Origin of the sequence: Flavobacterium cerinum, from assembly GCF_024496085.1 — a bacterium.
GTDB lineage: Bacteria > Bacteroidota > Bacteroidia > Flavobacteriales > Flavobacteriaceae > Flavobacterium > Flavobacterium cerinum_A.
The window spans coordinates 3,525,194-3,537,924 of the sequence record NZ_CP101751.1 but is presented as its reverse complement, the minus strand read 5'-3'; the positions used below and the strand labels follow the sequence as shown (position 1 = coordinate 3,537,924).

Genomic DNA, 12,731 nt, shown 5'->3' with positions numbered 1-12,731 from the left:
GAGCAGGATTACGGTTTAAAGAACCAATTTTACCGGAGTTGACGATATTCTGAAGGGGTCATGTTCTTTTGAGATTTAAAGAAACGACCAAAATGCGAAAGCGTATCAAAATTGAGAAAACCGGCTATTTCTTTAATTGTCAATTCGGAATAACGCAATAGGAATTCAGCTTCCAATACAATTCGTTGGTGAATCAGATCTATGGCTGAATAGCCCAGTTGTTGTTTGGTACATTCTCCCAAATGTTTAGGCGTAATGTGAAGCAGATCGGCATATTCCTTAACTGTTTTTAGCGTAGCAAAATGCTTGTCAATCAGTTTTCTGAACTTATGAACGAGTTGAAATTGCCGGTTCATGTTGGTTGTTGAGTTGAGCAAGCATATTTCACAAACCCGATTATAATCAAACAAAATCTGAATCAGGTAAAGCCGAATCATATCCAGAAAAAAAGGATTGGCCTTGTTTTGTTCTTCCTGTATTTTGTCGAATTTATAACGGTTGGATTCAAAGTTTGCCGAATCCAATTCAAAAACAGGAGGGTAGTCCGGATTGATATAGAGTAATTCATCCAAAATGGCAGTATTCAGAAACCCTTTTTTCAGAAAATCGGATTTAAAAACAATAAGCCGGGCTTTAAAATCGGTTGAAAAACCGGATAATGTATTAATATGTTCGGCAGGAATAATAGCAATATCCTGCGCTTTTATTGTAAAACGATGTTGTCCGACAATGCAATCCAGACTTCCGGAAAGGCAAAGTATAACGGTTGTAAAATCAAAACGAGCCACGCCGATCAATTTTACAGTTGGATCAATCTCAAAAACGGCAAAGTCTTCCTGGTAAGGTTTTGCAGTAGTTATTTCCGTTTGTCCGGAATATAACGGGATAAAAGTTTTGAGATCCAAAGGTTTGGGCGATTGGCATAAAACCTGATGATTACTGTAGTATTGTTTCTCCGGCATAGGACGTTTTCTTATAAATTTTAGTAACGATATTCTTATAACTTTTCGTATTATAAAGTTACAATTTTTTTTATATTGATTTGAAAAACAACACTTTTTGAGGAAATATGCTATTTTGTTATTATAAGTGATGAAAAATACAAAAGCGACATTCTTATCACTTTACGATTGAGTAAAGATTGTAAATATCACAATGATTTTATCGATCGTTTTCCGGTTATCTCTTTTTTAAGCTTAGAACGGGATATTATAAACGAAACAAGATTTGATCCGTAACAAGTAATCTTAGGATATATGATGTAGTATAAAGGCAAGACGATTCTGAACGCTATCTTTCGGAATTTCGATGATCTGATAGCCGTATTGCTGATAAGTTTTGATCATTTGTTCGTATGTAGCGATCGCTTCTTCCCAATTCTGTTTGCGTTCGGTATCGGTATGATAAATGGCTTTCCAGGGCGGTAACATAAAAACTTTTGTATTATAGCGATACTGATTGATGAAACGTTCCATTGTTTCGGTAATTGGCTGATCGGTTAAGGAAGCATAACATAGCGTGTCGGGAATTCCGCGATCAAAAAATACAGGCTCAGTGCCGTTATAAATTTGAATCGTATCGCAATAACTGTTTACAGAACGTTCGAGCATTAGCCGGGTGTATAAGGCATAATCTTTCCAGGGTAAGGCCGTTCCGTTTTGTTGTATTTGCTCATGGATGATTTCCCGGGCAATTTCCGGTATACAAAGATAACCTTGTTGTTTAAGCGCTTCCAGTAATGTCGTTTTTCCGACACCCGGTCCTCCGGTTATTACATAAAAATGATCAGGCATATTGTATTATTTTTTTGTTTCAGACTGTTGTAATAAGGGAATTGGTATAGCGGAATGATTTTTCCCGGATTATCATCTCATCTAATAATCAGTTTTAGGAAAATAATCATGAAGAAAATATTCGAAAGTAGTCCGCCGGCAGAGAACCAATTGTTGTAGAAACGAACTACAAGACGGTAATGGGATAAAACGTTACGTTTTGGAATAAAAAAGCCGGAAATTTTCCGGCTTTTTAAAATACTTTATTAATAAAGATTTGGATATTTTGAAGGATTGGCTTCGTTCATGATCTCATATACTTTCTCAAAAATATCTTCGGCTGAAGGTTTAGAGAAATAATCTCCGTCAGTTCCGTAAGCCGGACGATGTGCCTTGGCCGCTAAAGTTTGCGGTTGGCTGTCCAGATGCAGGTATCCTTTTTGCGTATCAATAATTTGTTGTAAGATATAAGCCGAAGCACCACCCGGAACATCTTCGTCAATTACCAGTAAACGATTGGTTTTCGCAAGACTTTTCACGATATCATGGTTAATATCGAATGGTAATAAAGATTGCACGTCAATGATTTCGGCATCAATACCTACTTCCTGTAATTCTTTTGCAGCTTGTTCAATCAGACGTAAGGTTGAACCGTAGGAAACTAAAGTAATATCGCTACCTTCTTTAATGGTTTCTACAACTCCGATAGGGGTTTTGAAAGCACCTAAATTGGTCGGCATTTTTTCTTTTAAACGGTAACCGTTCAGACATTCCACTACAAGAGCCGGTTCGTCAGTTTCTAATAATGTATTATAAAATCCGGCAGCTTTGGTCATACTACGCGGTACCAGTACATGAATACCACGGATAGCATTCAGAATCATTCCCATAGGAGAACCGGAATGCCAGATTCCTTCCAGACGGTGACCACGTGTTCTTATGATTAATGGTGCTTTTTGTCGACCGGCAGTACGATATTGTAATGTTGCCAAATCGTCACTCATAATCTGAATAGCATATAATAAATAATCCAGATATTGAATTTCAGCAATCGGACGTAAACCTCGCATCGCCATACCGATTCCCTGACCTAAAATGGTCGCTTCACGAATACCGGCATCTGCTACACGGAATTCACCGTATTTTTCCTGCATCCCTTCCAATCCCTGGTTAACATCTCCGATATTTCCGGAATCTTCACCGAAAATAAGCGCTTCCGGATATTTAGAGAAAATAGCATCAAAATTGTCTCGGATGATCAAACGAGCATCCACGTCTTCAGAATTTTCATCATAAGCCGGAGCTACTCCTGCTACGTTATGAATATTATTTTTTGATTCAGAAAACAGGTGCGAACTGTAACGCGGTTGGATTTTATCGGTATAAGTCGTAATCCAGGCTGCTAGTTGTGCTCTTCCGCTTTCATTAACGATTAAGCGCAATACTTTACGTGCCGTAACCAGAATATCTTTACGGATCGGTTCTTTTATAGCAGCAAGATCATTACTGTGTTTTTCGATAAATACTTTATTCGGACTGGAAGCGGCAATCGTATTTAAAAAGGCCACTAATTCCTGTTGTTCTTCTTTAATCGGATTCAGGTAAGCACTCCAGGCTGCTTTTTTACCTTCAAGGACTTGCTTTTTCGCCTCGGCATCCATCGCTTCAATTTCTTCGGCTGTAGCGATATTGTTTTCGATTAACCATTTACGCATTTGCGCCAAACAGTCGAATTCGGTTTCCCATTCTAAACGTTCTTTACTTTTGTAACGTTCGTGAGAACCGGATGTTGAGTGACCTTGCGGTTGTGTTAATTCCTGAACGTGAATTAAAACCGGTACATGTTGTTCGCGGGCGATGGCTGCTGCTTTTCCGTAAGTTTCCACTAAAGCCGGATAATCCCATCCTTTAACCCGGATAATTTCATATCCTTTGTTTTCTTCGTCGCGTTGGAATCCTTTTAATATTTCGGAGATATTCTCTTTTGTAGTCTGATAACGGGCATGAACGGAAATTCCGTATTCATCATCCCAAACACTCATTACCATAGGAACCTGTAATACACCTGCTGCATTGATCGTTTCGAAAAACAGTCCTTCTGATGTAGACGCATTTCCGATTGTTCCCCAGGCTACTTCGTTTCCGTTAACCGAAAAATTGATATTGTTTTCCAATCCGGTTACGTTACGGTATATTTTTGAGGCCTGTGCTAAACCTAATAAACGAGGCATTTGTCCGGCAGTAGGAGAGATATCAGCGCTGGAATTTTTTTGTGCGGTAAGATTCTTCCAGTTTCCGTTTTCATCAAGGCTGTGCGTTGCAAAGTGACCGCCCATTTGACGTCCGGCACTCATCGGATCGTGAGCCAAATCAGGATGACCGTATAAACCGGCAAAAAACTGTTGAATAGTCATTTCACCAATAGCCATCATAAAAGTCTGGTCGCGATAATATCCGGAACGGAAATCGCCATTCTTAAATGCTTTAGCCATAGCTAACTGCGGCACTTCTTTACCGTCACCGAAAATCCCGAATTTCGCTTTACCGGTCAGTACTTCGCGTCTTCCCAACAAGCTGCATTCTCTACTGGTGGTTGCAATTTTATAATCGTTAAGCACTTCAGTTTTGAAATCTTCAAATGAAAGCGCTTCTTTAGCGGCCGTTTGATTCATAATTATATAATAAATGAGATTGGGACAAATTTAATTATTTACTCAATACAAAACAAAGAATTGTAAAAATTACAATTTAATATTTGATAAAAAAAAGGAGATATGTGATGCTTTTGTTGAATATATTTTATTGAAAACTATTTTTTTTGAAGGTATTTTTAATAAAATAAAATAAAAATGTGACTTTTTTTAAGGTTTGTTTAGAACCACTTTCTTGTAAACAGCGATACAAGAGTTCTGGCACTAAGTGTTACGACGAATCGGATTCGCTGTCCGTAATTCGGATCTTTTACTTCCCAACCGTTGTTGGAATACACCGGGAAATAGAGTTCAAAATAGTCCTGAACCAGATTCAGACGGATTCCGCTGTCGTATACCAATTGCGGATCCGCATATTTGTTTTTGATGATTCCCGCATCGCCATAAGCCTCAACCCAGTTCCAGATACTAAAGCTAACATTGGTTGTTGTCATCCATTGATTCGCATAACGGTTTTTTAGTTTGGATTTGAATCCGCCATCGGCCATTACAAATTGCTGACTAAAAAGTCCGGTGGATTCGGAACGTCCGATCAGGTTATAACCGAAAAGATAATCGGAAGGGCGATCCAGACCAAAGCTAAAGAAATCGGTTCCGGTTTCGTTATACATAAAAGTACCGCCAAAAAAACGAACGGTTAACTGACGACGGTCGTCAAATAATTTACGGTATTGGTATTCGGCTGATATTTTACTGAAATTGTTAGCAATCTGTAAATCGGTCAGAAAGCTATATAATTTAGCGGTTTCCGCTTCTCCGACGGAATAACGGGCATTGAAAACGGAATAATTTTCTTCCTTTTTATTTTTAAGTAACGGCGAATCTTCTTTCTCTACGAATACATGACGGAATAAAATCGTTTCTTTTCTGTTTTCGCGATAATCGGGTTCCCGAAAACGGAATTGTACCGAAGGCGTAATTTTTGTATACGAAGCATTAGGTGCATAATGTAACGTCGAACCGGTAATGGAATAACGAATATTATACAAGCGTTCATCCCTTACATTTTGGAAATAGGAGAGTGTCGCACTTCCCACCAGTTCTTTGGTATTACTGGAATAATCCGGTATAATGTCAAACTGGAAAGGTTTGTCCAGTAAGGTTTCATTATGAATACGCATACCCAGAATTAATCCGTCATATAAGTTATAATTGAAATCCGGTACATAAAAAAGCTGGTTGTATTGCGGATCTTCCAGGTCTTTGAAAAAATTAAACTTAACCGGACGATTTAATGACGGAAATCCTTTTAGCGTTTTGTAATTGTTACGACGGTTAAATTCCGGAACTTCATTACCGTAGTTCAACGCCAGTTTGTCGATTCCTTCCTTCGATACCGTAACGACCGTGTCGTTGGCTATATTGGGAAGCCAGACTTTCGATATTACCTGATTGTTTTTTACGCCGTAAAGGGAAATCGGAACAGTAGCAGAAGCATTATTTTTAACCGTTACCTGTACGGTTTTACCGTCTTCACTTTCTTTTACTTTTCCGAATTTATAATCAATCAGATCTCTGGAATTGATAACCGATTTAAAAAACCAGTCGATATTTTTATCCGTTTTGGATTTTAGGATATTTTCCATATCCAAACGGGATGCTTGCTGTGATTTATTTAATGTAACAAAATCATGTAGCGCATGGTCTACATCCTGATTTTGTAAATAAGAATCCAGATAATTCAGTGCGAGTCCGGCTTTGTATTTTCCGGAAATCTGTTCGTTAAACTTAACAAAAGTATTTTTAGGGTTACCGATAGGCTGATCGAGATTCATACGCGCCATCATCAGGTACAGATAGCTGTATTGCTCGTTAAAACCGGTGGTAAAAAGACTAAAACCTCTTAATATTTTATAGCGGGCTAATGTTCCGGTCATTTTTACATTCGGATAATTTTCCTCGATGTATTTCATCATCGTATAAACCTGAATACCGTCATAAATCCAATTGTCGTCGCGATGATTTAACTGTAAGGTATTTTTCAGATAATTGTTGATGTAGGTTTTCAGGAACTTCAGTTCATAAACGAATTCATCCGGGAAAGGACGAAGGAACTTCGGAAGCTGATTCAGTCCGTAAAAAGGATTACGGTCATAGTCAATCTGACTGATGATCATTTTATTTTGCGCCGGACTTCCCAAATGTTCCGAAACATAGTTAACCACCCGGTCGATGATCACTGCTTTTTGGAAATCATTCAGTTTTTTTTCCTGAATATTGGTAGCTACTTCGGTCTTATCATTTTTATACAAACTATAGGTTGGGGTCGATTCCACAGCCAAAAGGATATCCTGACGGTTTTTACCTTGAAGGGTGTATAAGGTATGAGTATCTTCAGTACCGGATTCTATAACATCAAGATCGGTAGTAAGCGTTAGATTTGACGGAACTTTGATTTGCAGGTCAAAATCGGAAACCGCATTAGAAATGTCATCGAGATTTTCGTTGCTGTCTTTTACAAAAGTACCCTTTTCGTATCGGGCAGGAGTTAAAAACCAGTTTTTGATATAAAATCCGCCATTGCTGTCAAAACCGTAACGGGTAAAGCGATCGTTTGGAATTTTTACGGAGTAGACAATATTGATTTTAAATTTTTGATTCGGATATACAGGATTTAATAAATGAACATCCACCAGATCGGGCTGATCGGGTAAACGGGACCATTCCAATCTTCTCTGGTTTTGATCAATAATCGATATAATATTGGTTTGTCCTCTGTCACTTTCACTGGCTAAATGGAAAATTCGGGTAAACTCATCGGAAAAGCGTTTGGCTAACGGAGAGTTTCTATCGGAATAGGCATTGTTCCAGTCGTTTAAAATATAATCTTTTAACGTATCCCGGGTTGTATTATAATACGTAATTTCCTGCTGAATCTTTAATGTTCGGGCATCAGGGTCCACTGTGATTTGCATGGCACTATGGTGTTGTGCCCTCATACAAATTCCGGAAAATAAAGCAATACAAAGATAGAGATAGGCTTTCAATTGTTGACTTTTCTTGTGGTGTTAGACCTGATTTTTATTTTTCACATTCCTGATACACAATGTTACAATATTAATTCAGAATATTGATTAAAATTCTTTAACGTAAAGAAAAAAAAAACGATTGTGTTTTTGTTGTTTATTGCTGTCGAAATTAACTTTTTTGATGTTAAATAAATGTAATTTTTTGATATCCAATTAAGTATTAACATTTGAAAGCGGCTCTTTTTTGGGGTTTATGGCTACATTTGTCTTTAAACTTTCTTAAAATGACAAAAAAACTACTGCAAATTTTACTTTTACTAGTATCAAATTTGATGTTTTCTCAGGTGGTTATCAACGAATTGGATTCGGATACACCATCAACGGATGACAAAGAATTTATTGAATTAAAATCGACAGTACCCAATTTTCCGTTAGACGGATATGTATTGGTGCTATTTAACGGAGGTAGTGCCGGAACATCCAATTTAAGTTATTATGCCATCGATCTGGATGGTTTGGTAACTGATGCAAATGGAATTATTGTATTGGGTAATGCTTTGGTATCACCGGTACCGAACTATCTTTTCGCGATCAATACGGTTCAGAACGGACCCGATGCGATTGCGATTTATCAGGCAAACGGTTCTGACTTTCCAATGAACACACCGGCTTCCACAACGAATCTTATCGATGCATTGGTGTATGGAAATAGTAATTTACAAGCTACAGCATTGTTGACGGCATTGGGTGTCACAACGCAAATAAACGAAAATGCGAATTCACAGGGTACAACGCAATCGATCCAACGAAAGAATGACGGTACATATGAAGTAAAAGCACCGACACCCGGAAGAAATAACGACGGAAGCGGTATTCAGTTTAACGGAATTACGATTACAGCTCCGACAACACATTTGACGGAAGGTGATAGTTTTACGATCACCTTTACCACGCAAACCAATGTCACAAGTAATCTTACCTTTAACTTTACATTGAATAACGGCAGTTTTACCAATGCCGATTTTACCGGTAATACGACGGTTCTTATACCGGCTGGTTCCAATTCTTTTACCACAACCATTCAGTTAGTGGATGATAATGAAGATGAAGGTGATGAAGTGTTGCGTATTAAATTCGGAACGCTTCCTGCTGGATATGTACGAATGAATGATTTTATTGAAATCCGTGTAATCGACAATGATTATACAACCTCCGCCTGGGGAACACCGTTAAATCCTACACATGGCGTAGTTTCCAGTACCGCTCCGGTTGGGTATTACAGTTCGCTGGAGGGCTTAAGCGGTGCCGCTTTAAAACAGGCGATTCAGAATATTATTGCAAATCCGGCTGTTGTTCGTGCGCATAATTACGGTGACATCGTAGATATTTTGAAAAAAGCAGATCAGAATCCGTTAAACAGTAATCAGGTATGGATGATGTATGTTGAAGCACCTCGGGCTAAACTTGATTTTCAAACCGGAAGCAGTAACGTAGGAACCTGGAATCGGGAGCACATCTACCCGCAATCCCGTGGCGGTTTTAGCAACGGAACTTCTTCTACACCGGATGGTATTAATGTTTGGTTGCCAACGAATGCGGATGATATCAATGCTGCTCATGCCGATGCACATCATTTAAGAGCGGAAGACGGACCGGAAAACAGTTCGCGTAACAATCGGGATTATGGGGGAACGGATTACAACGGTCCTGTAGGTAATCAGGGATCGTGGAAAGGGGATGTAGCAAGAGCTTTATTTTATATGGCGATTCGTTATAATGCTTTGGATTTGGTAAACGGAAATCCGCCGGATACAACAGTAGGGCAGTTGGGTGATTTAGCTTCGTTATTAACGTGGAATCACAGCGATCCTTCTGATGATTTTGAAATGAATCGTAATAATTATATTTATACCTGGCAAATGAACCGTAATCCATTTATTGATCATCCTAATTTGGCGGATTATATTTGGGGTGTTCATGCAGGAGAAACATGGTCGGCTACTTTAACAACGGACGATATGACAAAATTACAAGTGGTATTGTATCCGAATCCAACCACCGATTATCTGATGGTAAGCGGTATTGCAGATCGCGGACAGGTTCAGCTTTATAATGTTGCCGGACAATTGGTTCGTCAATACGATTTCGAAGGAACAACCCGTTTACAATTGGATTTGACTTCCGGAATGTATATTGCTAAAGTTACTGCTGCGGATAAAACGGTAATTAAAAAGTTGATCATCAAATAAAAAAATAATCAGTTATAAAAAAAGCTCCGGATTCCGGAGCTTTTTTTATAGTTTTCAAAGGCGTGATTATCCACCCATATATTCGTCACCACCACCGTTGTTGTCGTCACGTTTTTGTTGTTTGTCTCTGTCACTTTTACTTTTGTTAAAACGATAAGTAAAAGTCAGGTTGATCTGGCGCTCTCTCCATTGCATTTCACTGTGTGAATTAAGCAATAAAGGAATGCTGGTATCTGTAATTCTTTTTCGGGAATTAAATACGTCATTTACGTTTAACGCAATAGTTGCTTTGTCTTTTAGGATATCCTTACTGAAAGCAAGGTTAGCCGATAAAATACCTTCACTTCTTCCCTGAGAAGTATTTTGAGGAGCATTGTAGGTTCCGTTGGTTTGCCAGTCGATACCGTAAGGTAATGTTACTTTAGAGCTAATGCGGGTAAACCAGCTATAAGCCGTATTGCTTAAATCGGTAAAGATTTCAGTATTGTTGGCATCGATATACGTATAGCTTCCTTCTAATTCATTTCGGAAGAAGTTGAAGTTACCGTTCAAACGCCACCATTTATAAGGTGTATAGTTTAATGTAAATTCAAAACCAAACCGGTATTCGGTTGCTAAGTTTACCGGTGTATTCGCAAATACCGGGTTACCGTCAATTACAGTTCCTGTTGCTTTTTTGATAAACTGGAAACTGTCGTCGGTTTTGTTAAAATAAGCCGATGTATTTAAGGTTACTTTGTCCCAACGTTTCAGATAACCTAAGTCAAATGAATTGGTATAAGAAGGATTCAGATCCGGGTTACCGGCAAATACGTTGATGTTACTCGATAATCCGTTAAACGGGTTCAGGAAACGACCTCTCGGACGGTTAATGCGTTTGCTATAGCTAATGCTGATGCTGTTGTCTTGTGAGAAAGAATAAGATAAGAATACGCTAGGGAAGAAGTTGTTGTACTTCTTAGTGTTAAACTGCTCCGTTCTTAAAAAGTTAATGTCGATGTTGGAATCTTCAAAACGCATACCCAACATATAGCTGAATTTATTGATTTTGGAACCGAATTGAGCATAAAGCGCATTAATCTGTTCCTTATATTCAAAGATATTTGTCAGGCTCGGATCGTTTTGCCAAACACCTGTGAAGTGATCCACACGGTAATCGGTAGTTAAATCGGTGAAATCACCACGGTAACCGGCTTCAAACTGACTGTTTTTTCCAATTGGCAATATATAATCCGATTGTAATAGGCTACGATTTTGTTTTTGATTGTTAAGTGTTCGGTCAATCGAAGCAACATTGGTATCAAAACGAGTATCGCTGATCGTTGCATCATCATCATCACGATTGGTAGAAGTCGAAAAATCAACGGTTAGTTTATGACCGTCTTTTTTAAATTTCTGTGTAAAGTTGGTCGAATACTCTAAATTGTGAGAATCATTTGTCTGGTCGTTAAAACGATTTCGGGTGTACAAATAATTGTGATTGGCATCGTAATTATTAAAGAATACGTTATCCGGATTTGCTCCTGTATTTTTACGGATTCCGATTGAGTTGGTCCAGGTTAACGATTTTGTAAGGTACCATTCTAATCCGAAACCGGCATTGTATCCTTTACGCTCTCTTTTATTTTTACGTCTTTCTTCGATATAACTTTCGATAGCACCGGTATTTCGATCCAGATTTTCTGTATCGGTAAAAGAATTCCCCGGACTGTTACTATAATTGTATCCTAAATTGGTAAATAAGTTAAAGTCCTTACTTCTGAAGTTGATATTCGCATTACCTCCGAAGTTATCCGGATTTCCGGCTACAGCAGTCACACTACCGTTAATACCTTGTGCTTTTCCTTTTTTCAGGATGATGTTTACAATTCCGGCACCACCTTCAGCATCATATCGGGCAGATGGATTCGTGATTACTTCCACTTTGTCTACAGAATCCGCAGGAAGTGTACGTAAAGCATCGGCTACGTTAATCCCGGCAAGTCCGGAAGGTTTACCGTCAATTAAAATACGAACGTTATCGTTTCCTCTTAAACTAACATTTCCGTCTGAATCGACAGAAACGGAAGGAACATTATCCAAAACATCACTTACGCTACCGCCTTTAACGGTCATGTCCTTTCCAACGTTATATACTTTTTTGTCCAGCTTTATTTCTACGGTGCTTTTTTCAGCTACTACGGTTACTTCCTGTAGTTGTTTTGCATCAAGAGCAAGCGGAATCATTCCCAGACTGGTATCTTTGGAAAGGTCTTTTTGTTTGATTTCAAACGTCTTAAAAGAAAGGAACTCCACTTTGATGTAGTAATTACCGGCTGGTACTTCAAAACTGAATTCTCCTTTGTCGTTGGTCATAGCGCCGGAAACAACGGAAGTGTTTTTCAGATTTTGGGCATAGATATTGGCGTATTCCAAAGGTTGTTTGGTTTCATTGTCTACAACCCGACCGGTAACGGTCACTTTATTCGTGTCCGGTTTCTGAGCGAATGAGACAACAGAAGACAATAGTAAGAACAATACTACTGCAAAATGAAATCTTTTCATGAATGTTTAGTTTGATTTACAAGGTAAGACTGCAAAAGTAGTCCCGGGTTTAAGTGTAAAATCACAAATGTTTGTTAAAACAACCGTTTAATAATTCTAAATAATGTCCAGAATTTTTTCTGTCGGACGTCCGATCACGGCTTTATCACCGTTGATAACGATAGGTCTTTCAATAAGTTTCGGATTTTCGGCCATAATGGTAATCAGTGCGTCGTCGGATAGCGTTTTACCTTTATAATTTTCAATCCATAAACTTTCTTTTTGCCGAACCAATTCAATCGGTTTTATACCCAATTTGGTGATGATAGATCGTAATTCTTCTGTCGTTAATGGTTGATCCAGGTATTTTACAGTTTCAAACGTTATTCCCTTTTCTTCTAAAAGACAAAGTCCTTCTCTGGATTTGCTGCATCTCGGATTGTGATAAATCGTAATCATGGCTTAATATTTTTTACAAAGGAAATAATATTCTGTGAAAATTAAATT

Annotated in this window: 7 protein-coding genes; 1 reads left to right on the top strand and 6 read right to left on the bottom strand. The window is 38.4% G+C overall.

From position 1 onward, the window contains the following. Positions 1 to 29 precede the first annotated feature (29 nt). The 4 genes from NOX80_RS15895 to NOX80_RS15880 all read right to left on the bottom strand — a co-directional run bounded on the left by NOX80_RS15895 (position 30) and on the right by NOX80_RS15880 (position 7,470). Positions 30 to 962 (bottom strand): helix-turn-helix domain-containing protein, encoded by a 933-nt coding sequence (locus NOX80_RS15895; protein WP_256550784.1) that lies wholly within the window; start codon positions 960 to 962, stop codon positions 30 to 32. A 285-nt stretch (positions 963 to 1,247) separates the two neighbouring features. Continuing rightward, positions 1,248 to 1,793, bottom strand: a complete 546-nt coding sequence (locus NOX80_RS15890) for an AAA family ATPase (protein WP_256550783.1) — start codon at positions 1,791 to 1,793, stop codon at positions 1,248 to 1,250. 245 nt (positions 1,794 to 2,038) lie between these two features. Further along, entirely contained in the window at positions 2,039 to 4,444 is a 2,406-nt protein-coding gene (locus NOX80_RS15885; RefSeq protein ID WP_256550782.1) for an alpha-ketoacid dehydrogenase subunit alpha/beta, read from the bottom strand. A gap of 200 nt (positions 4,445 to 4,644) precedes the next feature. Further along, positions 4,645 to 7,470 (bottom strand): aminopeptidase, encoded by a 2,826-nt coding sequence (locus NOX80_RS15880; RefSeq protein ID WP_371926058.1) that lies wholly within the window; start codon positions 7,468 to 7,470, stop codon positions 4,645 to 4,647. Positions 7,471 to 7,736: 266 nt separating this feature from the next. On the opposite strand from NOX80_RS15880, the gene NOX80_RS15875 reads away from it, so the two are divergent. Next, on the top strand, positions 7,737 to 9,701 hold the full coding sequence (locus NOX80_RS15875) for an endonuclease (protein WP_256550781.1): 1,965 nt from the start codon (positions 7,737 to 7,739) through the stop codon (positions 9,699 to 9,701). A 66-nt stretch (positions 9,702 to 9,767) separates the two neighbouring features. Here NOX80_RS15875 and NOX80_RS15870 read toward each other — a convergent pair whose 3' ends face one another. Next, the gene (locus NOX80_RS15870) at positions 9,768 to 12,245 is read right to left on the bottom strand and encodes an outer membrane beta-barrel family protein (protein ID WP_256550780.1); all 2,478 of its coding nucleotides are present in this window, start codon (positions 12,243 to 12,245) and stop codon (positions 9,768 to 9,770) included. Positions 12,246 to 12,341: 96 nt separating this feature from the next. After that, positions 12,342 to 12,683, bottom strand: coding sequence for an arsenate reductase (glutaredoxin) (arsC, locus tag NOX80_RS15865; RefSeq protein WP_256550779.1), 342 nt, complete (start codon positions 12,681 to 12,683; stop codon positions 12,342 to 12,344). Between the last annotated feature and the right edge of the window lie 48 nt (positions 12,684 to 12,731).